This window comes from Pseudomonas sp. MAG733B, assembly GCF_036884845.1.
Classification (GTDB): domain Bacteria; phylum Pseudomonadota; class Gammaproteobacteria; order Pseudomonadales; family Pseudomonadaceae; genus Aquipseudomonas.
The window spans coordinates 5,743,151-5,769,345 of sequence record NZ_CP145732.1; the positions used below are offsets into that span (position 1 = coordinate 5,743,151).

Annotated in this window: 19 protein-coding genes and 1 riboswitch; of the genes, 3 read left to right on the plus strand and 16 right to left on the minus strand. The window is 59.5% G+C overall.

Features of this window, described 5'->3' with window-relative positions; genetic code table 11:
• Positions 1 to 53: 53 nt before the first annotated feature.
• Positions 54 to 2,672, minus strand: a complete 2,619-nt coding sequence (gene alaS / locus V6Z53_RS26270; RefSeq protein WP_338582518.1) for an alanine--tRNA ligase — start codon at positions 2,670 to 2,672, stop codon at positions 54 to 56.
• Positions 2,673 to 2,818: 146 nt separating this feature from the next.
• Entirely contained in the window at positions 2,819 to 3,823 is a 1,005-nt protein-coding gene (gene ltaE / locus V6Z53_RS26275; protein ID WP_338582519.1) for a low-specificity L-threonine aldolase, read from the minus strand.
• A gap of 196 nt (positions 3,824 to 4,019) precedes the next feature.
• Positions 4,020 to 4,189, plus strand: a riboswitch (FMN riboswitch).
• Positions 4,190 to 4,292: 103 nt separating this feature from the next.
• Between ltaE and V6Z53_RS26280 the strand changes: the two genes are divergently transcribed.
• On the plus strand, positions 4,293 to 4,805 hold the full coding sequence (locus tag V6Z53_RS26280) for a 6,7-dimethyl-8-ribityllumazine synthase (protein ID WP_338582520.1): 513 nt from the start codon (positions 4,293 to 4,295) through the stop codon (positions 4,803 to 4,805).
• A 131-nt stretch (positions 4,806 to 4,936) separates the two neighbouring features.
• Here the strand turns inward: V6Z53_RS26280 and astE are convergent, their stop codons facing one another.
• From astE to V6Z53_RS26315, 7 genes are all read right to left on the minus strand, one after another.
• Positions 4,937 to 5,947 (minus strand): succinylglutamate desuccinylase, encoded by a 1,011-nt coding sequence (gene astE / locus V6Z53_RS26285; RefSeq protein ID WP_338582521.1) that lies wholly within the window; start codon positions 5,945 to 5,947, stop codon positions 4,937 to 4,939.
• Positions 5,948 to 5,959: 12 nt separating this feature from the next.
• On the minus strand, positions 5,960 to 6,250 hold the full coding sequence (locus V6Z53_RS26290; RefSeq protein ID WP_007934905.1) for a hypothetical protein: 291 nt from the start codon (positions 6,248 to 6,250) through the stop codon (positions 5,960 to 5,962).
• Between the two features lie 61 nt (positions 6,251 to 6,311).
• Positions 6,312 to 7,658 carry an N-succinylarginine dihydrolase gene (gene astB / locus V6Z53_RS26295; protein ID WP_338582522.1) on the minus strand — a complete coding sequence of 449 codons (1,347 nt, stop codon included), beginning with the start codon at positions 7,656 to 7,658 and terminating at the stop codon, positions 6,312 to 6,314.
• Between the two features lie 162 nt (positions 7,659 to 7,820).
• Positions 7,821 to 9,290: a succinylglutamate-semialdehyde dehydrogenase gene (astD, locus tag V6Z53_RS26300; RefSeq protein ID WP_338586571.1), complete on the minus strand. Its 1,470-nt coding sequence runs from the start codon at positions 9,288 to 9,290 to the stop codon at positions 7,821 to 7,823.
• Positions 9,287 to 10,312, minus strand: a complete 1,026-nt coding sequence (astA, locus tag V6Z53_RS26305; RefSeq protein WP_338582523.1) for an arginine N-succinyltransferase — start codon at positions 10,310 to 10,312, stop codon at positions 9,287 to 9,289. The genes astD and astA overlap by 4 nt, the downstream gene beginning before the upstream one ends.
• Before the next feature lie 79 nt (positions 10,313 to 10,391).
• Positions 10,392 to 11,411: an arginine/ornithine succinyltransferase subunit alpha gene (aruF, locus tag V6Z53_RS26310; RefSeq protein ID WP_110658821.1), complete on the minus strand. Its 1,020-nt coding sequence runs from the start codon at positions 11,409 to 11,411 to the stop codon at positions 10,392 to 10,394.
• A gap of 215 nt (positions 11,412 to 11,626) precedes the next feature.
• Positions 11,627 to 12,847 carry an aspartate aminotransferase family protein gene (locus tag V6Z53_RS26315; protein WP_338582524.1) on the minus strand — a complete coding sequence of 407 codons (1,221 nt, stop codon included), beginning with the start codon at positions 12,845 to 12,847 and terminating at the stop codon, positions 11,627 to 11,629.
• A 311-nt stretch (positions 12,848 to 13,158) separates the two neighbouring features.
• On the opposite strand from V6Z53_RS26315, the gene V6Z53_RS26320 reads away from it, so the two are divergent.
• Positions 13,159 to 17,853 carry a DUF6543 domain-containing protein gene (locus V6Z53_RS26320; protein WP_338582525.1) on the plus strand — a complete coding sequence of 1,565 codons (4,695 nt, stop codon included), beginning with the start codon at positions 13,159 to 13,161 and terminating at the stop codon, positions 17,851 to 17,853.
• Here the strand turns inward: V6Z53_RS26320 and argR are convergent, their stop codons facing one another.
• From argR to V6Z53_RS26350, 6 genes are all read right to left on the minus strand, one after another.
• Positions 17,854 to 18,834: a transcriptional regulator ArgR gene (gene argR, locus V6Z53_RS26325; protein WP_338582526.1), complete on the minus strand. Its 981-nt coding sequence runs from the start codon at positions 18,832 to 18,834 to the stop codon at positions 17,854 to 17,856. It abuts the gene before it with no gap.
• 113 nt (positions 18,835 to 18,947) lie between these two features.
• Positions 18,948 to 19,712 (minus strand): ATP-binding cassette domain-containing protein, encoded by a 765-nt coding sequence (locus tag V6Z53_RS26330; protein ID WP_338582527.1) that lies wholly within the window; start codon positions 19,710 to 19,712, stop codon positions 18,948 to 18,950.
• 27 nt (positions 19,713 to 19,739) lie between these two features.
• The gene (locus V6Z53_RS26335; RefSeq protein WP_338582528.1) at positions 19,740 to 20,852 is read right to left on the minus strand and encodes a M14 family metallopeptidase; all 1,113 of its coding nucleotides are present in this window, start codon (positions 20,850 to 20,852) and stop codon (positions 19,740 to 19,742) included.
• A 1-nt stretch (position 20,853) separates the two neighbouring features.
• Positions 20,854 to 21,552: an ABC transporter permease gene (locus V6Z53_RS26340; protein ID WP_338582529.1), complete on the minus strand. Its 699-nt coding sequence runs from the start codon at positions 21,550 to 21,552 to the stop codon at positions 20,854 to 20,856.
• Positions 21,549 to 22,238: an ABC transporter permease gene (locus tag V6Z53_RS26345; RefSeq protein WP_338582530.1), complete on the minus strand. Its 690-nt coding sequence runs from the start codon at positions 22,236 to 22,238 to the stop codon at positions 21,549 to 21,551. Before V6Z53_RS26345 ends, V6Z53_RS26340 begins: the two co-directional genes overlap by 4 nt.
• A gap of 91 nt (positions 22,239 to 22,329) precedes the next feature.
• Positions 22,330 to 23,106: an ABC transporter substrate-binding protein gene (locus V6Z53_RS26350; RefSeq protein WP_338582531.1), complete on the minus strand. Its 777-nt coding sequence runs from the start codon at positions 23,104 to 23,106 to the stop codon at positions 22,330 to 22,332.
• 103 nt (positions 23,107 to 23,209) lie between these two features.
• On the opposite strand from V6Z53_RS26350, the gene V6Z53_RS26355 reads away from it, so the two are divergent.
• On the plus strand, positions 23,210 to 23,419 hold the full coding sequence (locus V6Z53_RS26355; RefSeq protein ID WP_338582532.1) for a hypothetical protein: 210 nt from the start codon (positions 23,210 to 23,212) through the stop codon (positions 23,417 to 23,419).
• 386 nt (positions 23,420 to 23,805) lie between these two features.
• On the opposite strand, the gene acs is transcribed toward V6Z53_RS26355, so the two are convergent.
• Positions 23,806 to 25,761 carry an acetate--CoA ligase gene (acs, locus tag V6Z53_RS26360; protein ID WP_338582533.1) on the minus strand — a complete coding sequence of 652 codons (1,956 nt, stop codon included), beginning with the start codon at positions 25,759 to 25,761 and terminating at the stop codon, positions 23,806 to 23,808.
• Positions 25,762 to 26,195 lie beyond the last annotated feature (434 nt).

The window sequence follows — 26,195 nt, forward strand, 5'->3', positions numbered from 1 at the left end:
TCACTCAAACAGCGTTGCGGCCCGCCACTAGACTACGGGCCGCAAGCACTGCCTTATAAACCCTGCTCTACAAACGGAACGGTCAGCGCCAGTGCGGCATCCAGTGCGCCAGCGTCGGTACCGCCGCCTTGCGCCATGTCTGGACGACCACCGCCCTTCCCGCCCACTGCCGCAGCGGCTTGCTTCATCAAATCACCGGCTTTGAGTTGGCCAGTCAGGTCTTTGGTTACGCCTGCAACCAGAACGACCTTTTCCTCATGGACACTGCCGAGCAGGATCACTGCGCGGCCGAGTTTGTTTTTCAGTTGATCGACCAGCGCCAGCAGCGCCTTGCCATCCTGACCGTCCAGACGCACGGCCAGCACTTTCACGTCCTTGACGTCCAGCGCCTGGGCCGACAGATCGTCGCCCGCCGCGCTGGCAGCCTTGGCTTGCAACTGCTCGAGTTGCTTCTCCAGCAGACGGTTGCGCTCCAGCACAGCCGACAGCTTGTCGATCAGGTTGTCGCGGCTGCCCTTGACCAGGTTGGCCGCTTCCTTGAGTTGTTCTTCCGCCGCGTTCAAGTAAGCCAGTGCCGCAGCACCGGTGACTGCCTCGATACGACGCACACCCGAAGCCACACCGCCTTCGCTGATGATTTTCAGCAAGCCGATGTCGCCGGTACGGTTGGCGTGGATACCGCCGCACAGCTCGACGGAGAAATCGCCGCCCATGCTCAGCACGCGCACATTGTCGCCGTACTTCTCGCCGAACAGCGCCATGGCGCCTTTCTGCTTGGCGGTTTCGATGTCGGTTTCTTCGGTTTCAACGGCGGAGTTCTTGCGAATCTCGGCGTTGACGATGTCTTCCAGCGCCTTGATCTGTTCTGGCTTGATCGCTTCGAAGTGGCTGAAGTCGAAGCGCAGGCGCTGACTGTCGACCAACGAACCTTTCTGCTGAACGTGGTCGCCCAACACTTTGCGCAATGCAGCGTGCAGCAAGTGGGTAGCCGAATGGTTCAGCGAAGTGGCATGACGCACGTCAGCCTCGACGTGAGTTTCCACCGGTGCGCCAACGATCAGACTGCCCGACGCCAGCACGCCATGGTGCAGGAATGCGCCGCCGGTCTTGGTGGTGTCACGCACGTCAAAGCGCGAAGCGCCAGCTTGCAGATAACCACAATCGCCAACCTGACCACCGGACTCGGCGTAAAACGGCGTCTTGTCGAGAACGATCACGCCCTCGTCGCCTTCGCTCAATACGTCGACCGACTGGCCATCTTTGTACAGGGCAACGATTTTTGCCGAACCGCTGGTATCGGTGTAGCCGGTGAACTCTGTGGCCACGTCAACCTTGACCAGGGTGTTGTAGTCCAGACCGAACGAGCTGGCCGAACGCGCACGAACACGCTGGGCTTCCATCTCACGTTCGAAACCGATTTCGTCGATGGTCAGCTCGCGCTCACGGGCGATGTCGGCGGTCAGGTCCATCGGGAAACCGTAGGTGTCATACAGCTTGAACACCACGTCGCCCGGCACCACGGTGCCTTTGAGTTCAGCCAGGTCCTGCTCGAGAATTTTCAGGCCGTGCTCCAAAGTCTTGGAGAACTGCTCTTCTTCGGCTTTGAGTACGCGCTCGATGTTGCTCTGCTGCTTCTTCAGTTCCGGGAAGGCTTCGCCCATTTCGGCGACCAGCGCGGCAACGATCTTGTAGAAGAAGCTACCGGTGGCGCCCAGCTTGTTACCGTGACGGCAAGCACGACGAATGATCCGGCGCAGCACGTAGCCACGGCCTTCATTGGACGGCAGCACACCATCGGCGATCAGGAAACCGCACGAACGGATGTGGTCGGAAACCACTTTCAGCGAAGACTGATCGCCATTTTCACAGCCAATCGCCTCGGCCGACGCGCTCAGCAGGTTCTTGAACAGGTCGATTTCGTAGTTGGAATTGACGTGTTGCATCACCGCACTGATCCGCTCCAGGCCCATGCCGGTGTCGACCGACGGCGCTGGCAACGGATGCAACACGCCATCGGCGGTGCGGTTGAACTGCATGAATACGTTGTTCCAGATCTCGATATAGCGGTCGCCGTCTTCTTCGGGCGAGCCAGGTGGGCCACCCCAGATGTGGTCGCCGTGATCGTAGAAAATCTCGGTGCACGGGCCGCACGGGCCAGTATCGCCCATGGTCCAGAAGTTGTCGGAAGCGTATGGCGCACCCTTGTTGTCGCCGATGCGGATCATGCGCTCGACCGGCACACCGATTTCTTTGGTCCAGATGTCATACGCTTCATCGTCCGAGGCGTAGACGGTGACCCAGAGTTTTTCCTTCGGCAGCTTCAGAACACCGGTCAGGAAGGTCCAGGCGAAGGTAATCGCATCGTGCTTGAAATAGTCACCGAAGCTGAAGTTACCGAGCATTTCGAAGAACGTGTGGTGACGAGCGGTATAACCGACGTTTTCCAGGTCACTGTTCTTGCCGCCGGCACGTACACATTTCTGGCTGCTGGTGGCGCGGGTGTACGCGCGTTTTTCCTGGCCCAGGAAGCAGTCCTTGAACTGGTTCATCCCCGCGTTGGTGAACAGCAGGGTTGGGTCGTTGCCCGGAATCAAAGAGCTGGAGGCTACACGGGTGTGGCCTTGCTCTTCGAAGAAGCGAAGGAAGGCTTCACGGATTTCTGCGCTTTTCATTAGGTTCTTCCACGGAGGCTGCGGCCAAAGGCCTGTTCGAAACGTCAACAGACGAAACGACGGCAAAGGGCCGCATTATATCGGCCCTGCGCGCGGGGTACAGCGTGTTTATACGATAGAAACGGTCAATTGGACGGCTAACGCTATCACTTACGGGAAAAGTCGACGAATGTCGCGACGACCTGCTCGATTTGCGCACGGCTGACGTCCATGTGCGTGACCATGCGCAGACGTGCGGCGGCACTGAGCTTGACCCCACGTTCGGCGGCAAACGCCTTGAGCGCCTCGGCCTCGTCGCCCATCGCTACATAGACCATGTTGGTTTGCACCGGCTCGACTTCGTAACCCGCCGCGCGCAGGCCTTCGGCCAGCAATTGTGCATTGGCGTGATCGTCGGCCAGTCGCTGGACGTTGTTGTCCAGCGCATACAAGCCTGCCGCTGCCAGAATCCCGGCCTGACGCATGCCGCCACCGACCATCTTGCGTAAACGCCGTGCCTTGGCGATCAATTCAACCGAGCCGCACAACACCGAACCCACCGGCGCTCCCAGGCCTTTGGACAGGCACACCGAGACGGAATCGAAATGCTGAGTAATCTCCCGCGCATCGACACCCAGTTTCACTGCCGCGTTATACAGCCGCGCGCCGTCCAGATGCAGTTGCAAGCCATGTTCGCGGGTAAAGCTGCGGGCGCGGGCCAGATATTCCAGCGGCAGGACCTTGCCCTGCATGGTGTTTTCCAGCGCCAGCAGGCGGCTGCGGGCGAAGTGGAAATCATCGGGCTTGATGGCTGCCGCGACCTGATCCAGGTCCAGCGAGCCATCGGCCTGCACTTCCAGCGGCTGCGGCTGGATTGAACCAAGCACCGCCGCCCCGCCACCTTCGTACTTATAGGTGTGGGCCTGTTGGCCGACGATGTACTCGTCACCGCGCTCGCAATGCGCCATCAACCCCAGCAGATTGCTCATGGTGCCGGTCGGAACAAACAGCGCCGCGGCAAAACCCAACCGTTTTGCCAATTCAGCTTCCAGACGATTGACCGTCGGATCTTCGCCATAAACGTCGTCACCGGTGGCGGCGGTGGCCATCGCGTCGAGCATGCCGGCGGTGGGTTGGGTGACTGTGTCGCTGCGAAGATCGATAACGCTCATGAATCTGGCCTCGGTAGCAGGGGAAATCCCTTTCAGGAAGGAGTTACTGCGGTCATGCCGATGAATAATCAACCCTTGATCGTGGAAAAGACGAGTTGATTCAACGAAAAAGTCGATGGCAATCATCTGAAAGCATCAATGCGCATGTAGGAAATATGTGTTAAAAACGCTGCGCCGCCAAACATTTCGGCGGCAAAAACGTTCTCAGGGCGGGGTGCAACTCCCCACCGGCGGTAATTGCGCGCAATGCGCATAGCCCGCGAGCGCTTGTCGCAGCACGGCTTCGGCGGTGATTGGCAGCAAGGTCAGCAGACCCGGTGTGATCCCGGGGCCGACGGTCATAGTCCGGATGAAGAGAGAACGGGATTATCGCCAGAGGGCCGTTCGCAGGCATTCATGCCGGCGTGCATACCCTCAAATCCCATTCGATTCATAACGCCCTGTTTTTCACACAAACAGGAGTCAGAACATGCAACCCACCGCAATCGACAGCAAAAGCAAAAACCATCAGGGCGAGCGCGTTGCGTTCATTCAGGCCTGCTGGCACAAGGATATTGTCGACCAGAGCCGTAAAGGCTTCGTCGCCGAAATGATTGCCCAGGGTTATCAGGAATCCGACATCGACTTCTTCGAAGTCGGCGGCGCTTTCGAAATGCCTTTGCACGCCAAGTTGCTGGCCAAGACTGGTCGATATGCCGGCATCGTCGCGGCCGCGCTGGTGGTGGACGGCGGGATCTACCGTCACGAGTTCGTCGCCCAGTCAGTGGTCAGCGGCCTGATGCAGGTTCAGCTGGAAACCGAAGTGCCGGTGTTCTCGGTGTCCCTGACCCCGCATCACTTCCATGCCGGTGAAGAACTGCATCACAAGTTCTTCTTTGAGCATTTCGTGCATAAAGGTCAGGAAGCGGCGAAGACGTGTGCGGATACGCTGCACAAGATTCGTGCGTTGCGTCGTACTGAGCCGCGTGCACTAGCCGTCTAAACACCGGATACAACTGTGGGAGCCAGCCTGCTGGCGATAGCGGCGTATCAGTCGACAACTAAGATGACTGACACATTGCAATCGCTAGCAGGCTAGCTGTGTAAACCCACCACATTGGTTTTTCGGTGACTTCAGGCCAGGTTTTCGTCGGTTGTCGGCACAATCAGGATGCCGGCGCGCAGGCCGTTCTTCACCTTGGGGTTCGGGAAGATGATCCGGGCGCCCTCTTCTTCGATGATCCAGCGGGTATTGGCGATGTCTTCCGCCAGCAAGTAACCCACGTCCAACTCGGAAAAGTTCTCGATATCCACTGGCAGATTCAGGCGGAAGCTGTCGCTGTGCTTGATGATTTCCCGTGCCACGCTGAACAGTTGCAGCCCGTCCAGCGCCGCGTCGGTCAATTCCGGCTCGGTGCCTTCGATGATTTGCTTGAGGCGGTTTTCCAGCAGCGAAACGTTAACCCCGGCGTTCTGCCCGAACGGCCGAGCCTTGCCCAATTCCAGGGTGAAAGCCTCGGCGCCGAGCTTGTCATAAGTGTAGGAACTGAAAACGATGGACGGTTTGTTCTGCAACAACACCGCTTCCATGCCGGCCGCGCGCAGGCGAGCCAGTTCCTGACGCGAATGCTGGCGATCTTCCTTCCACGGGTACAAGGCGAACTGCTCGATTTTCGAGCCACGAATCGCGGTGTGCAGATCGTAGTGCAGGCGCTGGCGGTCCGGCAGGCTGAAGAAACTCGCGGCCAACCGTTCCAGTTCACAAGCACGTAAGGCCTCGGAGCCGCTGCTTTGTTCGTGACGGCCATTGAACAATCGATTGACGTCCTGCTCGACGAAACGCTCGCCTTTGCGAATCGCCTCTGGGTTGCCGAACAGGAACAGAATACGTGCGCGCGGCTTGAGGTCGCCGCGGGCGATGTCGTGCAACAAGCGATCGAGCAACTCGATCGGCGCTGTTTCGTTGCCGTGGATCCCTGCTGAAAGCAGCAGGTCCAGGCCGTTGTCGCGGGCTTCGGGTGGCCGGACTTCCAGCGCACCTTCGCTCAACCAGCGCATGCGCACGCCTTCGACAGTCAGTTGAGTCTTCTCCGCCGGTTCGCGGCCGGCGAGGGTCAGTTCAAGCAGTTTGCCGAGGGCGAGCATAGAGCGTTTTCCTTAGTGGTCGTGATTGCAATCCGGGCCGTGAACGTGATCCTCGTCGTCGCCGAGTTCAGCCGGTTCCATCTCCAGTTGCAGACTTACCAGATTAGTCGCCAATGGGCGCAGCAGCAGGTTGGCGTATTCGGCGTCGCCTTCTTCAACATCCACGCCGATCAGCAACTGGCCACGGCCGTCCTGCTGGATCCACAGCTCTTTGCCTTGCCACATGACTGCGACACGGGTGCAGGAAGTTTCCAGTTGCGTGCCGTCGGTGTCTTCAAGGATCAGCTGCAGGGTATCGCTCATGTGTTTACGCTCTCGTTTGAGATGAAGCGGCGCGCTGCCATGCGAGGCAACGCGCCGTCGATCAATTGATCTGGAATGGATAAACCGCGCCCAGTTTAAGGATTTGCGTCAGTTCATCCAGTGCCGTCCGGCACTCAAGCAGCAATTGCGGATCCGCGAGATCGTTTTCGGTCATGCGGTCGCGGTAGTGCTTCTCGACCCATTCGGTCAGAGTGCCGTACAACGGTGCGGTCATGATAACCCCTTGATTGACCGCCGCCAGTTCGGTTTCGTTGAGCGCGACGCGCAACCTCAGGCAAGCAGGGCCACCGCCGTTCTGCATGCTCTGCTTCAGATCGAACACTTTCACTTCGCGGATCAGGCCGCCGGAGCTGGTCAAACCCTGCAGGTATTGCCAGACGCGCTCGTTGCCACGGCATTCTTCCGGCACGATCAACAGCATGGAGCCGTCAGGACGCGACAGCAGTTGGCTATTGAACAGGTAGGAACGAACCGCGTCTTCCACGGTTACCGCGGAACGCGGAACGCAGACGGACTGAAATTTCCCACCGACTTTGGCGAGTTTGCTTTGCAGTTCAGCCAGCATCTGCTCGGTCTCGAGGAACGCGTCCTCGTGATAGAACAACACTTCACCGTTACCCACAGCGATTACATCGTTGTGGAACACACCCTGGTCGATCACCGACGGGTTCTGCTGGGCGTAGACCACGCCGTCATCGCTCAAGCCATGCAGGCGAGCAACGGCTTGGGACGCTTCAAGAGTCTGTCGCGCCGGATACTTCTGCGGTGCCGGGTACCGGGTGTCGAACGCACTGCGACCGAACACGAAAAACTCAACACCGGCTTCGCCGTACTCACGGCAGAAACGCGTGTGGTTGGCCGCGCCTTCGTCACCGAATTGCGCCACGGCCGGCAAGGCAGCGTGATGGGCGAAGTGCTTCTGATCGGCGAACATCGCCCCCAGCACGCGGCTGGTGGTCGGGTGCTCGATGCTGCGGTGATATTTGCAGTTGAGGTTGGCGGCGGTGAAATGCACGCGACCGTCCGCGGTGTCGGCGCTCGGGCTGACGGTGGCGGCGTTGGCCACCCACATGCTCGATGCCGAGCAACTGGCGACCAGCAATGGCATCGCTTCCTTGGCGGCGCGCTCGATCACTTGAGCGTCGGTGCCGCTGAAGCCCAGGCGACGCAGTGCAGCCACATCCGGGCGCTCTTGCGGCGCGAGCACGCCTTGCTGAAAGCCCATTTCCATTAGCGCTTTCATCTTCGCCAGGCCTTGCAGCGCGGCTTCCTTCGGGTTCGAAGATTGCTGGCTGTTGCTCTGGGACGCGACGTTGCCGTAGGACAGGCCGCCGTAGTTATGGGTCGGCCCCACTAGACCGTCAAAATTGACTTCATAGGATTTCATCAGCGAGGCTCCACGAGAATTCTGTTGTTATAGGCTTCAGTAACTGGATTTGAGACCGGGGCGCGGCCATCGCCAGCAGGCTGGCTCCCACATTGATTGCGTCGTACACATAATGTGTGAACACCACCGAACCTGTGGGAGCCAGCCTGCTGGCGATGGGCATCACGCCATTTTCACGCCTGGTGTCAGGGCGGCAGGCATCACCAGGCTCGGCGTTTCCAGCGAGGCCACTGGGTACGCGCAGTAATCCGCCGCGTAGTAGGCGCTGGCGCGATGGTTGCCCGAGGCGCCGACGCCGCCGAATGGCGCGCTGCTCGCGGCGCCGGTCAGTTGCTTGTTCCAGTTGACGATACCGGCGCGGCTTTCCAGCCAGAATTGCTGGTAACGCGCTTCGGAATCAGACAGCAGGCCAGCCGCCAGACCGTAGGCGGTATTGTTGGCTTCTGCGATCGCCGCTTCAAAATCAGCGTAGCGGATCACTTGCAGCAACGGGCCGAACAGCTCTTCGTCAGGACGATCGGCCACGGCGGTCACGTCCAGAATGCCAGGGGTGAGCAATGCTGATTGAGCCTGAGGCTGCGTCATTTCCAGCAGCGTCACGGCGCCATTGGCCAGCAGATGTTCCTGCGCATCCATCAACGCTTTCGCTGCGCCAAGGGAAACCACCGAGCCCATGAACGGCGCTGGTTGCTGATCGAAAGCACCGACTTCAATGGTCGAGCTGACCGCCACCAGCCGCGCCAGCAACGAGTCGCCCCAGGCGCCTTGCGGCACCAGCAAGCGGCGGGCACAGGTGCAACGCTGACCGGCGGAAATGAAGGCCGACTGAATGATGGTGTACACGGCGGCATCCAGATCGGCGACCTGATCGACCACCAGCGGATTGTTGCCGCCCATTTCCAACGCAAGGATCTTGTCCGGGCGACCGGCGAATTGCTGGTGCAGGTGATTGCCGGTGCGGCTGGAGCCGGTGAAGAACAGACCGTCTATGCCCGGGTTCGCCGCCAGGGCGATACCGGTTTCACGAGCGCCTTGCAGCAGGTTCAACACGCCCGCTGGCAGGCCGGCTTCGATCCAGCACTTGACCGTCAGCTCGGCGACTTTCGGCGTCAGTTCGCTTGGTTTGAACAGCACGCTGTTACCGGCCAGCAGCGCCGGCACGATGTGACCGTTCGGCAAGTGGCCAGGGAAGTTGTAAGGGCCAAACACCGCCACCACACCGTGTGGTTTGTGGCGCAGCACAGCGGTGGCGTCGCCCAACGGGCCGCGCTTCTCGCCGGTGCGTTCGCGGTAGCTCTGCACCGAGATCGCAATCTTGTTGACCATGCTGGTGACTTCGGTCGCGGCTTCCCAAAGCGGTTTGCCGGTTTCTTCACCGATGGTGCGTGCCAGTTCGTCGGCGTTGTTTTTCAACGCGGCGGCGAAGGCTTCCAGCACCGAGATACGCTCTTCCAGCGTGCGGCGAGCCCAGCCCGGAAACGCCTGACGCGCGGCTTGCACGGCGGATTCGACCTGATCAGTGGTGGCGCCGGTCCCGGACCACAGCACTTGCTGGGTCACCGGGTTCAACGACTCAAAGACTTCGCCCTGACCGGCCAGCCATTCACCTGCAATGTATAGCGACTTCATTATTTCGACTCCCGAGCAGCGGACAACGGAACGGCGCGCACCTGATCGCCGGCGTTGAGTTGAAGACGTTTGGCAGTCTGCGGGTCGACCACCAGCGTACCGGCGGCGAAGCGTGCCGGTGCGGCGGTGATCCGGCAGTCTTCGCGCTTGCGGTTGTGAATGATGAATGGCGTGGCATCGTCACCCGGTGTGCCGATGGCCAGCACCAGCGCCTGGCTGTCGCGTACCGCGCGGATTTTGCCGGTTTCGCATTCGATCGCCGGGCCGGCGTCGAAGATGTCGACGTAGCCTTGATAGCTGAAGCCTTCACTCTTGAGCATCGACAGCGCCGGCTCGGTGTCCGGGTGAACCTGACCGATCACGTTGCGCGCATCCGGCGACAGGAAGCAGGTGTACAGCGGGAATTTCGGCATCAGTTCGGCGATGAACGCCTTGTTGCCCACGCCCGTCAGGTAGTCGGCCTGGCTGAATTCCATTTTGAAGAAGTGCCGGCCCAGGCTTTCCCAGAACGGCGAACGGCCGGCGTCATCGGACACGCCGCGCATCTCGGCAATGATCTTGTTGCCGAACAGTTGCGGGAATTCGGCGATGAACAGCATCCGCGCCTTGGACAGCATGCGGCCGTTGAGGCCAGTGCGGTAATCGGCGTGCAAGAACAGCGAGCACAGCTCGGAGTTACCGGTCAGGTCGTTGGCCAGGAACAGCGTCGGGATTTCGCGGTAAATGTTCAGCTCTTGCGAGGCGCTGACGGTCAGCCCGACGCGGAAGTTGTACCAAGGCTCACGCAGACCGACGGCGCCGGCGATGGCAGAAATGCCCACCACGCGACCGTCGTCGTCTTCGAGCACGAACAGGTAGTCCGCATCGCCCCGCCCGGCTTCGCCGCGGAAAGTCTTCTCGGCCCAGCCGACCCGATGGGCCAGCCGTTCTTCGTTGGCCGGCAATGTGGTCAGGCCGGTGCCGGTGCTGCGGGCCAGGTCGATCAGAGCGGGTAAATCGCTACTGCGTACGGGACGAACGATCATGCTATCTCCTCAAACGGGCCGCTTGCGCCACCCGTGAAACTTCGCTGCTTTCTATACAAGCAATCAGGCCAGGCAGGCGTTAAACCGCTACCAGGCGCACGCTGGCACCTTCGCCGACGCCCAGGGCTTCGGCCGCTTCCAGATCCAGGGTCACCGGTTTGCCCGGCGCGTAATCGAGCTCGAGCATGACCGCGCGGTAATCCTGCAACTGCGCGTTGGCCACCAGGTACTGACGACCGACACCTTTGACCGGCTCGCCGATTTTCACCGGCACCACACGGCTCTGGGCGATCGAGCGGATCCCCGAGACACGGGCGTGCAAGGTCGGGCCACCGTCGAAAATGTCAATGTAGTGATCGGTCTCGAAGCCTTCGCGCATCAGGATGTCGAAGGTGATCTGCGCCCGTGGATGCACCTGGCCCATCGCTTCTTGCGCGGAGTCCGGCAGCAGTGGCACGTAGATCGGGTAATGCGGCATCAGTTCGGCGAGGAACGTCCGGCTCTTCAAACCACACAGACGCTCGGCTTCGGCGTAGTTGAGGTCGAAGAAGTTGCGACCGATGGCATCCCAGAATGGCGAGTCACCGTTTTCATCGCTGTAACCGACGATCTCGGTCACCACGGAATCGGCGAAGCGCTCCGGATGACTGGCGACGAACAGCAAGCGGCCGCGGGAGTTGAGTTCCGACCACGGCGAACCCACCAGATCACGCTGCACGTAGAAACTGGTCAGCAAGCTGTTGCCGGTCAGGTCGTGGCACTGCGAGAGCACGTGGATCTTGTTGTGAATCTTCAGCTCGCGGGAAGCATGCACGAAGGTTTCGTTGCGGAAGCTGTAGAACGGCTCGGAATAACCGGCCGATGCGACGATCGCCGAGCAACCGACCAATTTCCCGGTGGTGCTGTCTTCGAGGACGAAGAAATAACTCTCTTCACCGTTGAAGCTCACTTCAGCGGCGAACGAGGCTTCGCTCGCGGCGATCTTGTCGCTCAGGCGTTCAACGTCATCCGGCAAGGAAGTGACACCAATCGGGCTGTCCGCAGCCAGACGCTGTACCTCGCCCAGATCAGCCATTTGCGCGGGGCGCATCACCAGCATGGTGTCACTCCTTAATCTCAGAACTTACAGAAGAAAAATCCCGGGCCTACACAGAGATCAGTGTGGGAGCGGGCTTGCTCGCGAAAGCGGTGGGTCAGACAGCAACAATGTTGACTGATACACGGCTTTCGCGAGCAAGCCCGCTCCCACATTTGATCTTGCCCGGTATCAAAATTTGGGTTCGACGCCTGAAAGGTCAGGCGTCGAAGGGTCTATCAGGCTTGGGTCAGTTTCGCGGCAGCACGTTCGAAGCGGTCCAGACCGGCATCGATATCGGCGTCTTCCACCACCAGGCTCGGGGCGAAGCGCACCACGTCCGGGCCGGCTTGCAGGATCATCAGACCTTCTCGCTCAGCGGCGTTGAAAATGTCCTTGGCCTTGCCTTTCCAGGCATCACTCAGCACGCAGCCGATCAACAGGCCCATACCGCGGACCTGGGTGAACAAGCCGTATTTCTCGCCGATCTGCTCAAGGCGCGCCTTGAACTTGTCGTGCTTGGCGTTGACGCCGGCCAACACTTCTGGGGTGTTGACCACGTCGATCACCGCTTCCGCCACCGCGCACGCCAGCGGGTTGCCGCCGTAAGTGGTGCCGTGGGTGCCGACGACCAAGTGTTTGGCCAGGTCTTCGGTGGTCAGCATCGCGGCGATCGGGAAACCGCCGCCCAGGCTCTTGGCGCTGGTCAGGATGTCCGGGATCACGCCGTAATGCTGGTAGGCAAACAGATGACCGGTGCGGCCCATGCCGGTTTGCACTTCGTCGAAGATCAGCAGCGCGTTGTTCGCGGTGCAGAGGTCGCGGGCGCCTTGCAGGTATTCGAGTTCGGCCGGGATCACACCGCTTTCGCCCTGGATCGGCTCCAGCACCACAGCGCAAGTCTTGTCGGAAACGGCGGCTTTCAGCGCGGCCAGATCGTTATACGGGACGTGGGTGATACCGGTGATTTTCGGACCGAAGCCGTCGGAGTACTTCGACTGGCCACCGACGTTGACGGTGAACAGCGTACGGCCGTGGAAGCTGTTGAGCGCGGCGATGATTTCGTACTTCTCGCTGCCGAAACGGTCGAAACCGACACGACGGGCCAGCTTGAACGCGGCCTCGTTGGCTTCGGCGCCGGAGTTGCAGAAGAACGCACGCTCGGCAAACGTGGCGTCGATCAGCTTATGCGCCAGGCGCAGGGCCGGCTCATTGGTGAACACGTTGGACACGTGCCACAGCTTGTTGGCCTGCTCGGTCAAGGCACCGACCAGCGCCGGATGCGCATGGCCCAGAACGTTTACGGCAATCCCGCCGGCGAAGTCGATCAGCTCGCGACCGGACTGGTCCCAAACGCGGGAACCGGCGCCACGCACTGGAATGAAAGCGGCAGGCGCGTAGTTGGGAACCATTACCTGGTCGAAATCGGCGCGTTCTACCGCAGCGTGATCAACGGACATCGGAGTCTCCTGAAGAGGAACACTCGCCTGAAACTGGCGAGCGATGGGGGGATTGTAAGGACAGTTTTCAGCCCGGCCTTGCCGCCAAGCGACAACTTCTTATAGCGCAAACCCCGGATTTTCCCGGGTTTACAGCAGTGCGACATATAGGGTCGCAAAGGCGCAGTTTAACTGGCGGGGAGCGTTTGCGGCAGGCTTGCTTCGCGGTAACTCATGGCGATCAGGCAAGTGCGGTAAATATGTACCGCACATCGTCCGCGTTCGCGGGTTTTCCTAGGGGCCGATCAAACACCGATGGCCAACCTATCCGCATGAATACCGAATCCACCATCATTGTCGCTTCCGATGCTTCCACAGCAGCCGCTCACGTTCAGCATCTGCAGAATGTCATTCCGCTCTGGCTCCGCCAGGCTGCGCCTCATCGGCGTGAAGCGCTGCGCACCATCACACCCGCGCGAGCGGCCGGACTTAAAGACGCGCCGCCACATCATCATGCCGAACTGGGCAGGCTCATTGCCCGGCAGGCGTCCAGCCAGAATCAGGTCGACAAGACACTGGCGAAGCTGCAGAACCCCGCCGATTTTGCTGAAGCGCTGCTCAAAGCCGAACTCAAGACCCGTTTCGGCCTGGAGCTGGACGTTCGCGAAACCTTTCTGCGTCTTTATATACCCACGCGCTTCCCCTGGTTGCGGATGAAGTCCGGGGCTGCTCGCATCTGGACGGTGTCACTGCTGGACGCGGCGCTGCACAACTTCGAAAACGCAGAAACCAGCGTGGACGCCTTCGAGCCCGCCTCGACTTACATCACGGCGCCCTCCTCCAACGGGCAATTCAGCACCTTGCCGCAGATCCAGGAAAAAATGCCCATTCCGGCGTTTACCCGTCTGTGCCGGGAACTCGATATTGGCCAGCGTTATAAAACCTATCTGGAAGCCAATCTGGGCATCAGCAATCCCGTGGTCGCCGGGGCATTGCAATCCAAAATCCGTGAAGGCCAGCGAACAGCGCTGAGCGCTGCCCTGCACATGGCGCAGATGCAAAACCTGTTGGCCGGCGACGCATACGATCTGATCCGCGGCCTGCTCGACACGTCGGCGTCTGGACGTTCGCGAGGTCAGTCGTGGGGTTGTCATGACCTGACACTCATGAACGCCCGCCTTATCGGCATCCAGTTGTTTGCGCCAGACCTGGAACGTGCGCAAGGCGTGGTCAGGGTGGTGGCCTATATTCCTGGCGACCCTGAGCATCCGATCAAGCAATACCCTTCGTCCGCCGCATTCGCCGAGGAGCTGAGCCAGCGACTGCGCACCCCCGACTATCAACAGTTTTTCAGCCGGTTCATCGCCCATGAAGACAGAGGGCATTTCTTCGCGCAACTGAACAATCAGCTGGCACCTATCACCTGGCAACCCGTGCAGCCGGGCGATCCGCGACCGAGCTGGAGAGAAGCACCGAACCCGCGTCCCGACCTGCATCTGGTGGCAACGCCGATCAAGGTCCAACTATGGACGCATCTGTATCAATGCCAGCTCGACAAGATCCTCAACGATGCACGCGTGATTGCGGTCGCCACCGCAACGGTCGACCAGAAAGCCCGCTGGGCGCTTTGGGATTCCTTCACGGAAATTGCTTCGGCACTGCTCAACGCAGCGGCTTTCATTGCCCTGCCATTCGTGCCGTTTCTCGGTGAAGTAATGCTGGCCTACGTGGCCTACCAGATGCTCGATGAAACCTTCGAAAGCGTGGTCGACTGGGCGCAGGGACAGACTCGCGAGGCTTTCGGTCACTTCATGGGGGTCGTTGAAACTGCGGTGCAGTTGGGGGCATTTGCAGCAGGTGGCGTCATTGTCGCCAGCGAATTTCGAGCGTTGCTGCCTCGGGAGATCGTTCAGTTCTTCGACCGTTTCGACGCGGTAAAAAAGCCGAACGGTGAAACTCGCTATCTGCAACACGATCGCGTCACCGAACCGCAGCACATCGCCCCGGACACCGCGCAGCTACCGCCGTTGCAAGCGGACACACTCAAACGCTTGAAGATCGATCACGACATTCAAACCTTCATTGAGCAAATCGGCAGCGAACAGGCGGATGACTATCTGAAAGCCGACCCCGTGACGCAGCTCGAATTACTTCATGAGAACGGCTACTGGCCCGCCGGCAAAGGCCTGCGCTTGTTCGATGGATCAGCGCAAATTCTTTGGCAAAGCCCATCGCCTGATGTCCCGCTCCTGCTGCTGGATATCACACGCCTCAATGACGGTGACTTGCTCAAGTCTTTTCTCCTGGCTTTGTCAGAATCCGAAACAAAGACGTTGATGGGCGAGGAGTTCGGCCTGCCCTCTCCACGCCTCGAAGACCGTACCGACAACCTGCGCCGCACGCTGGCGCAACTGGCCCAGCGCAAGCGAAAAAGCCTGTTCGAGCAGCGCTATCGCAAACTTGAGCGCGGCGCACGCGCGGAGGTACAAACCCTGATCGACGCCGAACCTGGCTTGCCAACCAGCGTCGCGCAGGCCATTGCGGGCACGGCGGATGAACTGGAACTTCAGCAACTGAAAAACGGCAGGATTTCCCCGCGACTCTCGGAACTGAGCCAAGAGGCGGGGTTGCAAGTACGGGTGACACGCGCCTACGAAGGACTTGAATTGCCGTCCACCGAGGACAACCTTGATACCGACCGATTGGCGCTGCACACGCTGGCAAACTTGCCGGGCTGGACTGGAGAGACCCGACTGGAGCTGCGCCACTACAGCCACGAAGGTGCACTGATCGACAGCCTCGGCAACGCCGACGCGGCCGTACGCAAGGTGCTGGTACTCAGCGAAGAAGGTTCGTATCAAGCGTATGACCACCATGGAGAAGAACTCAGCGGCCTGAATACGCTCTACGCCAACCTGCTCCAGGCATTGCCGGACAGTGAGCGTGCAGCACTGAATATCCATATCGGTGAAGGCGATCGCCTCAAACAACTGATTCGCCAACATGCCTTGAGCCACGATGAAATGCGTGTCTTGCTGGCTGGATACCCCAACCTCAAACCCGCCTACGACCCGCAGGTCATGCGGTTGCTGGGCGGTGGCGACGGTTACCATCGGATACCGTTCAATACACCCACACTACAATCCCGAGCCCAGACGCTGTTTCCTCATTTATCCGGGCAAGAACTCGAGTCTTTTGTCGTTCGTCTGCAACGACACCCGAGCGGACCACGGGCAGAATTGCATCGACTCAATATTCAACACACGCAACTCGTCGAACACTTGTCTGCCTGGCGCGATGAAATTCCGCTGTTTATTCCTGATAACGAAATCAGACTCACCACTGAACAATTCGCTACCCAAAAACAGATTCGCCAACAGTTCATCATCGATCTGCTGGACTGCTGGCGCCGACAATGGACACTTCCAGAAAACGGGTTTGAAAGGGTCGACTTCGACTTCTTCCAACCGGTCATCGGTGAGTTGCCTCAGCTGAGCGCTGACTTCAGTGGCGTGACATCGTTGAGACTCGCAGGCAGCAAGGCCACACGAGGAATGCATGCATTTCTGAATGGTTTTCCTGGATTGCGCGAGTTGAAACTACGTTACTTCGAGTTGGGTCGCCTTCCGGACAACCTTTCTTCGTTGCCACTCAACCAACTGATTCTCACCGATTGCGCAGTCACCCTCAGCCCCGAGAGCCACGCCACGCTCGCCGGCTTACATGAGCTGACGATACTTGATCTGTACAAGAACCCATTGGACCTGATTCCCGATATCGGGGGCATGCCCGACTTGAACTACGTCGACTTGTCACACACAGGCATCACGGGTTTTCCAGATGAGTTGTTGAGCCGCCCGCACCTACGCACCGCGCTGCTCAACGACAATCAGATCAGAGAATTGCCCAACGCTCTTTTCACACTGCAACGCCGCACCCAGGAAGGCTTCGATCTGGGTAACAATCCGCTTTCAAAGGCGACTCGCGAACGTATCAAACAACACTTTCAGCAGACGCACCAAGACTTCGGTATTTACGCCGAAGACGCAGACATCAATCGCACTCAAGCGCTTTACCCAATGATGGATAAAGAGGAGGCCAGCAAATTCGTGTTTCTGCTACCCGGCACCCTGACCGAGGGACGAGTCGCACTGACACGCCTGGAAGCCGAACTCACAACCCTTGAAAACGATCTCGCCGCCTGGACTGCCGATATTCCTGCCGTCCACCCGCACAGCAATCAACCGTTCAACGCACAGCAACTGCTCATCGAACACTCGACACGGGATGAATTCAAACAGTTGGTATTGCGTTGTTGGCGTCGGGAAACTCAACCGGATGACTTCAGCGATTTGATGGAAACGACCTACGACCTGAGCGCAGATACCCTCGTTACCGGAGACTTGCCAACACTGACCGCGGACTTCAGTCATGTCGCGCTGCTTTACTTGAACAGCGACGGTGGCCTGACCGCTGGCGTCACGCGATTTCTGGAATGCTTTCCAAATCTCAAGACCATCAACATTCGCCGCTTTGCCCTGGATGATCTGCCGGAAGCAATCTTCAGGATGAGTCGATTGAAGTCGCTCAGTCTCCCCGATTGCAACATCACCCTGACCGGGAAAAGCGTGCTGAGCCTGGCCGAAATGACGCGCCTGGAATTCATCGACTTGAGCGGAAATCCCCTAGCGCTTGCTCCGGATGTCAGCCAGATGACGGACTTGGCCACGCTGCAACTGGACAACTGCGGTCTCACTGAACTACCGCCCGGCCTGCTGCAAAGCAAAAGTCTGGAAGCGGCGGACCTGAGCGGCAACGCGATTACTCGGGTACCCAGCGATATTCTGGAACTCCCCATGGAGATCGCCGAAAGCATTGACCTGCGCGGTAATCCGTTTTCCGAAGAAGGCCTGAAAGTTCTGGTTGAGTACTTCAGGCTGACCAACATCGACTTCGGTGTTCAAGCAGTGATCGAGCGGGTGGAGTTGGAGGTGTCGACGTCCGAGGCATCAGACGCCGAAGATTGATCAACCGCGCTCGGAAGGCACCGACGACAATTCGAACGGGCTGCTGCTGCGCCGCTGGTTGCGATCTTCCCGCGGCGTGGCACCGAAGAAATTGCGATAGGCGCTGGAGAAATGCGGCCCCGAGGAGAAGCCACAGGACAGGCCGATCTGAATGATCGACTTGCTGGTTTGCATCAACATCTGCCGGGCCTTGTTCAGGCGCAGTTCCAGGTAGTACTGGCTCGGCACGCGGTTGAGGTATTGCTTGAAGATTCGCTCCAGCTGCCGACGGGACACGCACACGTGCTGGGCGATTTCGTCGGTGGTCAGCGGTTCTTCAATATTGGCTTCCATCAGCAACACCGCTTGGGTGAGCTTCGGATGGCTGGAGCCGAGGCGGTTTTGCAACGGGATGCGCTGGCGCTCGCCGCCTTCGCGGATGCGCTCGACCACCAGTTCTTCCGAGACTGCACCGGCCAGTTCAGCACCGTGATCACGTGCCAGCACCGCCAGCAGCAAGTCGAGCACCGACATGCCGCCACACGCGGTCAGGCGATCGCGATCCCAGTCGAACAGATGGCTGGTGGCGATGACCTTCGGGAAGCGCTCGGCGAAATCGTCCTGCCAGCGCCAGTGCACGGCGGCGCGATAACCGTCGAGCAAACCGAGTTGCGCCAACGGATACACACCGGCCGACAGACCACCAATCACGCAACCGGAACGCACCAGTTGCTTGAGCGCGCTGCTGAGTGCCGGCGCCAATGTGGTCGGTGGCTCGTCAGCGAGCAGGAACAGTTTCTGGAAGTTTTCGAGCTTGCCGGTCCAGGCTTCACCGGGCAATTGCCATTCGCCTTCGGCCGGTGGTTCGGCTTGCAGGAACGACAGTTCGTAGACAACGTCCGGATGCACACGCTGGGCAACGCGCAAGGCCTCCTCAGCCAGCGCAAGCGTCAGTGCTTTAGTGCTGGGCCAAATCAGGAAACCAATTCGATGGGCAGTCATGGCGGGCAATCCGAAACGAAAACAGTGTTAGAAGCCAAAAGCGGCTGCAACCAAATTAGACCATCTGGCGCGCGCTGCGCAGCATGACCTAATTTGGTGCGTAACGGGAGCGATTACTTCAGGCTACCCGAGAGGAATTGCTGCAAACGCTCGGATTGCGGGTTCACCAGCACTTCGCGCGGGTTGCCGCTTTCTTCGACCACACCTTTGTGCAGGAACACCAACTGGTTCGACACTTCACGGGCGAAGCCCATTTCGTGGGTCACCACAACCATGGTCCGGCCTTCCTGGGCCAGGGCCTGCATGACCTTCAACACGTCGCCGACCAGTTCCGGGTCGAGCGCCGAAGTCGGTTCGTCGAACAGCATCACTTCCGGTTCCATCGCCAGCGCGCGGGCAATCGCCACACGCTGTTGTTCGCCGCCGGACATGTGGCCCGGGTAGGCGTCTTTGCGATGGGCGACACCGACCTTGTTCAGGTAGTGCTCAGCCTTGTCGCGTGCTTCGGCTTTCGATACACCGAGTACGTGAACCGGCGCTTCCATGATGTTTTCCAGCGCGGTCATGTGCGACCACAGGTTGAAATGCTGGAACACCATCGACAGGCGCGAACGCATGCGTTGCAGCTGTTTCGGATCAGCAGCCTTCAGCGCGCCGTCCTTGTTCGCCACCAGCTTCAACTCTTCGTTGTTGAGCAGGATCTTGCCCGCGTGCGGCTGCTCCAGCAGGTTGATGCAGCGCAGGAAAGTACTTTTGCCGGAGCCACTGGAGCCGATGATGCTGATCACATCGCCAGCCGCCGCTTTCAGGGACACGCCCTTGAGCACTTCGTGACTGCCATAGCGTTTATGCAGGTCTTGGACTTCAAGTTTGTACATGCGGTCGGTTCTCACAAAAACAGTCAGTCAGTCGTTGAGCAAGCGCCCGTGACGCAGCGCTTCGCGCCCCGCCACCTTGGCCAGCCAGAAACCGGGTTGGGCATAACGCAGCCGTTCAATGGCAAACAGCACCCCGGACGTACCAGCACACACCGTGCTGACCCGATCCGCGAGCGGATCGATCACTTCGAAAATCTCGTCCCCCGCTTCAACCCATTCGCCGGGTTGACGCAGGAAACTCACCACGCCGGGATGCGGCGCGAACAGCAATTCGGTGCCTTCGAACGGCATGCCTGCGCAAGCGTCCTGCGCCGGTTTCGGCCACTCGCCGCTGATCAAACCCTGCTCGGCGAGGAACGCCAGAATGCCCTCGGCGTACGCTTCGGTTTCGGTGCGACCGGTGTCGGCCTGACCACCCAATTCAATGGTAGTCGCCAGGCACGCCAGTGGAATCTGCGCATCCGGGAACAGACGCGACAAACGCAACCACGGCAGCGAACAGGCTTCGTCGAACGAACTGCCGCCGGAATCTTCCGCCAGCAGACCGACCCGCACATTGAGGTGCGCGGCCAGCGAACGCCATTGCGGCCAGTGCTGCGGCAAGGCGTACATGTGCAGCGCCGCTTCGGCATCGCAATGCAAATCCAGCACCACATCAGCGGTGCAGGCATGGCTGAGCAGGATGCGCTGCATGCCCTGCAACTGGCTTGAGGCCTCAGGCAATGCGGCCAGATGATCGGCCATGGCCTGACGAATCAGGCGAATATTGGCGTGCGGATCGTCGCCGAGACTGTCGGCCAACGCAGACGCCACCGGCGCGCTCAGCTCGACGAAATCGCGGTTGAAGTTCTTGCCGCTGCCCGCTTCGAAACGTCCTTGATGATTGCCTTGCAGCAGTTGACCGAGGCCCAGAGGATTAGCCACCGGCACCAGTTCGATCACACCGTTGAGCAAGCCGTGGGCTTCGAGTTCGGCCAGACGCTTTTTCAGCGCCCAGGCGGTGCGCATCCCCGGCAGTTCATCGGCGTGCAGGCTGGCCTGAATGTAGGCCTTGCGCTCGCCACTGCCGAAGCGGAACACCGAAATCCGGCGTTCGCTGCCCAAGTGGCTCCACGGCAATGAATGATCGATGCGTTCCATATCAGTGCTTCCGCGGGGCCAGGTAGCCCAACCAGCGGCGCTCGGCCAGTTTGAACAGCTTCACCAGAATGAAGGTCAGGCACAGGTAGAACACGCCGGCGGTGATGTAGGCCTCGAACGGCAAGTAGAACTGGGCGTTGACCGTGCGCGCGGCACCGGTGATGTCGATCAGGGTCACGATGGACGCCAGACTGGTGGTCTGCAGCATCATGATCACTTCGTTGCTGTACTGCGGCAGCGCCCGGCGCAGAGCGGATGGCAGCAGGATGCGCTTGTACATCTTGAAGCGCGACATGCCCATGGCCTTGGCCGCTTCGATCTCGCCGTTCGGCGTGGCGCGCAGGCTGCCGGCAATGATTTCGGCGGTGTAGGCGCTGGTGTTGATGGCGAACGCCAGACACGCACAGAACGTGGCGCTGGACAGCCATGGCCAGAGGAAGCTTTCACGTACCGCTGCGAACTGCGCCAGACCGTAGTAGATCAAGAACAGCTGCACCAGCATCGGCGTGCCGCGGATCACGTAGGTGTAGAGCCAGGCCGACATGTTGACGACCGGGTTCTTCGAGACGCGCATCAGGCCCAGCGGCAACGCACACAGCAGGCCGAAGAACAGCGACAGCCCGAGCAATTTGAGGGTAGTCAGCAGACCGCCGAGGTACAGCGGCAACGACTCCCAAATGACGTTGTAGTCGAAGATCATAGATCAGCCGCCCTTACGCCTACCGAGTAGCGCTTCTCAAGTTGACGCAATGCCAGCAACGAGACACTGGTGATCACCAGGTACAGCGCCGCCACTGCGAGGAAGAAGGTGAAAGGTTCGCGGGTGGCGTCTGCCGCCTGCTTGGCCTTGAACATCATGTCTTGCAGACCCACCACCGAAATCAGCGCGGTGGCCTTGGTCAGAACCAGCCAGTTGTTGGTAAAGCCCGGAATCGCCAGGCGAATCATCTGCGGCACCAACACCCGGAAGAACACCTGAAAACTGCTCATGCCGTACGCCATGCCCGCTTCAGCCTGACCCTTGGGGATCGCCATGAACGCGCCACGGAAGGTTTCCGACAGGTACGCACCGAAGATGAAACCCAGCGTGCCGATACCGGCAACCAACGGATTCAGGTCGATGTACTCGTCATAACCGAGCATCGGTGCGACGCGGTTGAGCAGGTCCTGGCCGCCGTAGAAAATCAGCAGGATCAGCACCAGGTCGGGAATGCCGCGAATCACGGTGGAGTACAGATCGCCCAGCCACGCCAGCCAGCGCACCGGCGACAGACGCAGTGACACGCCGATCAGGCCCAGAACGATGGCCAGGGCCATGGACGACAAGGCGAGCTGAAGCGTCAGCCAAACGCCATCGAGGATGACAGCCCCGTAGCCTTTCAACATGATTCAGGTCCTCGAAAGTTGGGATGAAAAAATGGCGCAAACCTCAGAGATCCTGTTGCTTGCGCCATTTCGGACTTGTCGCTGGGACGTGTTACTTGCCGTAGATATCGAAGGCGAAGTACTTGTCCTGGATTTGCTTGTATTTGCCATTCTCACGAATGGCAGCGATCGCGGTGTTGATCTTGTCTTTCAGCGCGTCGCCCTTGCGAACCGCGATACCTACGCCGTCGCCGAAGTATTTGACGTCGGTGAACGCAGGACCGACGAAGGCGAAACCTTTACCGGCGTCGGTTTTCAGGAAACCGTCATCCAGCAGCGTAGCGTCTGCCACGGTGCCGTCGAGGCGGCCGGCGGCCACGTCGAGGTAGATTTCGTTCTGCGAACCGTATGGCTTGATCTCGGCACCCAGCGGGGCCAGGACTTCGCGGGCGAAACGCTCGTGGATCGAACCACGTTGCACGCCGATGTTCTTGCCCTTGAGCTCGGTCAGATTGTCGCTGACCTGAGTACCGGCTTTCATGACCAGGCGCGCCGGGGTGTTGTAGTACTTGTTGGTGAAGTCCACGGACTTCTTGCGGTCTTCAGTGATCGACATGGACGACAGGATCGCGTCGATCTTGCGCACTTTGAGTGCCGGGATCAGACCGTCGAACTCTTGCTCGACCCAAACGCACTTGACCTTCATTTCTTCGCACAGGGCGTTACCGATGTCGTAGTCGAAACCAACGATGCTGCCATCCGGGGCTTTTGAGGCGAACGGAGGGTAAGCCGCTTCGATACCGATTTTCAGAGGTTTTTCATCGGCGAAGGTTGGCAGGGACAGCACGGAGGCGAGTGCCAGGGCGCCAAGCAGCACGAGTTTCTTCATCTTGGGACTCCATCGGTAAAGGGCTAAAACGGCAGAGTGAGCGACAGCCCATTATGCGAATGAGTGGAACCGGAAAGCGTTGCTGCGTCCTGGGAAGCGGGTGTTGAAATTCAACACGGGCAACGACGAGCGAGTGATCGGCATTCTAACGACAGGCCCGAAGCCGATATTTCTTCAATGCGACAACAAATTACAGAAGCACCGAGAAAGCCGTTTAGGCACGTTGACAGCCCTGCAAAATCATGCGAGAGCAAAAGACAGTGAACCGATCAATGCTGCAAATTGCGGGCCTATTATTGGCAAACCCTTCTAATCCGGCAAGCGTAGCGTGGGGTCTTATTTTTCAGGGGCGGGTTTTTGGCCCGGATTTGGGACACAGCGTTTCCCTACGCCCCGGATCGGCGCGATGCGGTTACACATTCAGTAACTTGAAAGATTGCGGGTAACAGTAGGAATGTTCCGAGGGTGGAAGCCGATAATTATTGGCCGGTGTTTAAGTGGTGGCTAACAGATCGCCATCGCGGGCAAGCCTTGCTCCTACGGGATCGGTGTCGTGCCAACGTCGGAAGGCCACCACAAAACCTGTAGGAGCAAGGCTTGCCCGCGATGAGGCCCGCACTATCAATAGAGAATTCAGGCCACAAAAAAGCCCCGCCAGGCTCACACCTGACGGGGCTTTCAGTGACTCAGAATCAGCGCTTACGCAACATTCATCGTCTTGTGCGTATCAATCAAATGCTGCACCACACCCGGATCGGCCAGGGTGGAGATATCGCCCAACCCATCGTATTCAGCCGTCGCAATCTTGCGCAGAATCCGGCGCATGATCTTGCCCGAGCGAGTTTTCGGCAGGCCCGGCGCCCACTGGATGACATCCGGCGAAGCAATCGGACCGATCTCTTTACGTACCCAGTTTTTCAGTTCCAGGCGCAGTTGCTCGTTCGGCTCTTCGCCGTTGATCAGGGTGACGTAGACATAAATGCCCTGCCCCTTGATGTCGTGCGGCACACCAACCACGGCAGCCTCGGCGACTTTCGGGTGCGCGACCATCGCGCTTTCGATCTCGGCGGTGCCCATGCGGTGGCCGGAGACGTTGAGCACGTCGTCCACGCGGCCGGTGATCCAGTAGTAACCATCGGCATCGCGACGCGCGCCGTCACCGGTGAAGTACATGCCACGGAAAGTCTTGAAGTAGGTGTCGACGAAACGGTCGTGGTCGCCATACAGCGTACGTGCCTGGCCTGGCCACGAATCGAGAATCACCAGGTTGCCCTCGGCCTCGCCTTCGATGATGTTGCCCAGGTTGTCCACCAGGGCAGGCACCACGCCGAAGAATGGACGTGCCGCAGAACCCGGCTTGAGGGCATGAGCGCCCGGCAGCGGGCTCATCATGTTGCCGCCGGTTTCGGTCTGCCACCAGGTATCGACGATCGGGCAACGGGACTTGCCGACATTCTTGTAGTACCAGTCCCAGGCTTCCGGGTTGATCGGCTCACCCACCGAACCGAGCAGACGCAGGCTGCTGCCATCGGCGCCTTCAACAGCGGCAGTGCCCTGCGCCATCATCGCGCGAATCGCGGTTGGAGCGGTGTAGAGGATGTTGACCTTGTGCTTGTCGACGATCTTCGCCACCCGGGTGATGTCCGGATAGTTCGGTACGCCTTCGAACAGCAGCGTGGTCGCGCCGTTGGCCAGTGGGCCATAGACAATGTAGCTGTGACCGGTGACCCAGCCGACGTCGGCGGTGCACCAGTAGACTTCGCCCGGGCGGTAGTCGAACACGCGCTCGTGAGTCATGGCCGCGTACAACAGATAGCCGCCAGTGGTGTGCTGCACGCCCTTCGGCTTGCCGGTGGAACCGGAGGTGTAAAGGATGAACAGCGCTTCTTCGGCGCCCATCTCTTTCGGCGCGCAAACGGTGCCCGCCACTTTCATCAGGTCTTCGTACCAGATATCGCGATGCTGGTTCCACTTGATGTCGCCACCGGTGCGCTGGCACACGATGACTTTCTGGATGCTGCTGGTTTCCGGGTTGGTCAGCGCGTCGTCGACGTTGGCCTTGAGCGGGATCTTCTTGCCGGCACGGATGCCTTCATCAGCAGTGATCACCACTTTGGATTTGCAGTCGATGATGCGACCGGCCAGGGCTTCCGGCGAGAAACCACCGAACACCACAGAGTGAATCGCGCCGATCCGGGTACAGGCCAGCATGGCGACCACGGCTTCGGGGATCATCGGCATATAGATAGTCACCACGTCGCCGCGGTGTACGTCCTGGCCACGCAGGGCGTTGGCGAATTTGCACACTTGTTCGTGCAGTTCGCGGTAGGTGATGTTGCGGCTTTCGGAAGGGTCATCACCTTCCCAGATGATTGCGACTTGATCGCCGCGCTCGGCCAGATGACGGTCGAGGCAGTTGTAGGAAACGTTCAGGGTGCCGTCGGCGAACCATTTGATGTCGACATGGTGATCGTCGAAGGAAGTCTGCTTCACCGTGGTGAAAGGCTTGATCCAGTCGAGGCGCTTGGCTTGCTCGCGCCAGAAGCCATCCGGGTTGACGACGGACTGCTGGTACATGGCCTTGTAGGTCGCCTCGTCGGTCAGCGTATTGGCCAGAACCTCGGGACGAACGGGATACAGGGAAGCCGCACTCATCTTTCTTACCTCGGTGGAATAGTTGTTTTTGTATGACCCCGTTTTAGCGGGGCCGCGGCTATAGAACCATTCGACGATGGTAGTAACAAGCCCCTACAAACTGTCGTGAATACTGCGCAAGCCCAGCTGCCAAGCCTCTTCCAGCTAATTACCTGTAGCAGCTGGCGAAGCCTGCGTTCGGCTGCGCAGCAGTCGCGAAATCAGCAGATACGGTTTATCAGGCACATCTCGTCAGGCCAATTGACGACTGCTGCGCAGCCGAACGCAGGCTTCGCCAGCTGCTACAGGGGCGCGTTATGCAGAGCATGTCTGGGGATTGTTACAGGATCTGTCAAAGGTGTTTATCAAAACCACGGCTATATGGACGAAGCGCCCGCGCCTAAAATCTGCCCCGCCAACCAGGCAAACTCTGATTAACCAAGTTACAGCCCCCA

Excerpts from the sequence above, each read along its gene's own strand:
- argR (WP_338582526.1), bottom strand. The coding sequence starts at position 18,834 with ATGACTGCCCATCGAATTGGTTTCCTGATTTGGCCCAGCACTAAAGCA.
- astB (WP_338582522.1), bottom strand. The coding sequence starts at position 7,658 with ATGAAATCCTATGAAGTCAATTTTGACGGTCTAGTGGGGCCGACCCAT.
- alaS (WP_338582518.1), bottom strand. The coding sequence starts at position 2,672 with ATGAAAAGCGCAGAAATCCGTGAAGCCTTCCTTCGCTTCTTCGAAGAG.
- V6Z53_RS26330 (WP_338582527.1), bottom strand. The coding sequence starts at position 19,712 with ATGTACAAACTTGAAGTCCAAGACCTGCATAAACGCTATGGCAGTCAC.
- aruF (WP_110658821.1), bottom strand. The coding sequence starts at position 11,411 with ATGCTGGTGATGCGCCCCGCGCAAATGGCTGATCTGGGCGAGGTACAG.
- V6Z53_RS26335 (WP_338582528.1), bottom strand. The coding sequence starts at position 20,852 with ATGGAACGCATCGATCATTCATTGCCGTGGAGCCACTTGGGCAGCGAA.
- astA (WP_338582523.1), bottom strand. The coding sequence starts at position 10,312 with ATGATCGTTCGTCCCGTACGCAGTAGCGATTTACCCGCTCTGATCGAC.
- V6Z53_RS26320 (WP_338582525.1), top strand. The coding sequence starts at position 13,159 with ATGAATACCGAATCCACCATCATTGTCGCTTCCGATGCTTCCACAGCA.
- V6Z53_RS26280 (WP_338582520.1), top strand. The coding sequence starts at position 4,293 with ATGCAACCCACCGCAATCGACAGCAAAAGCAAAAACCATCAGGGCGAG.
- V6Z53_RS26315 (WP_338582524.1), bottom strand. The coding sequence starts at position 12,847 with ATGTCCGTTGATCACGCTGCGGTAGAACGCGCCGATTTCGACCAGGTA.
- V6Z53_RS26290 (WP_007934905.1), bottom strand. The coding sequence starts at position 6,250 with ATGAGCGATACCCTGCAGCTGATCCTTGAAGACACCGACGGCACGCAA.
- V6Z53_RS26345 (WP_338582530.1), bottom strand. The coding sequence starts at position 22,238 with ATGTTGAAAGGCTACGGGGCTGTCATCCTCGATGGCGTTTGGCTGACG.
- V6Z53_RS26340 (WP_338582529.1), bottom strand. The coding sequence starts at position 21,552 with ATGATCTTCGACTACAACGTCATTTGGGAGTCGTTGCCGCTGTACCTC.
- acs (WP_338582533.1), bottom strand. The coding sequence starts at position 25,761 with ATGAGTGCGGCTTCCCTGTATCCCGTTCGTCCCGAGGTTCTGGCCAAT.
- ltaE (WP_338582519.1), bottom strand. The coding sequence starts at position 3,823 with ATGAGCGTTATCGATCTTCGCAGCGACACAGTCACCCAACCCACCGCC.
- V6Z53_RS26350 (WP_338582531.1), bottom strand. The coding sequence starts at position 23,106 with ATGAAGAAACTCGTGCTGCTTGGCGCCCTGGCACTCGCCTCCGTGCTG.
- astE (WP_338582521.1), bottom strand. The coding sequence starts at position 5,947 with ATGCTCGCCCTCGGCAAACTGCTTGAACTGACCCTCGCCGGCCGCGAA.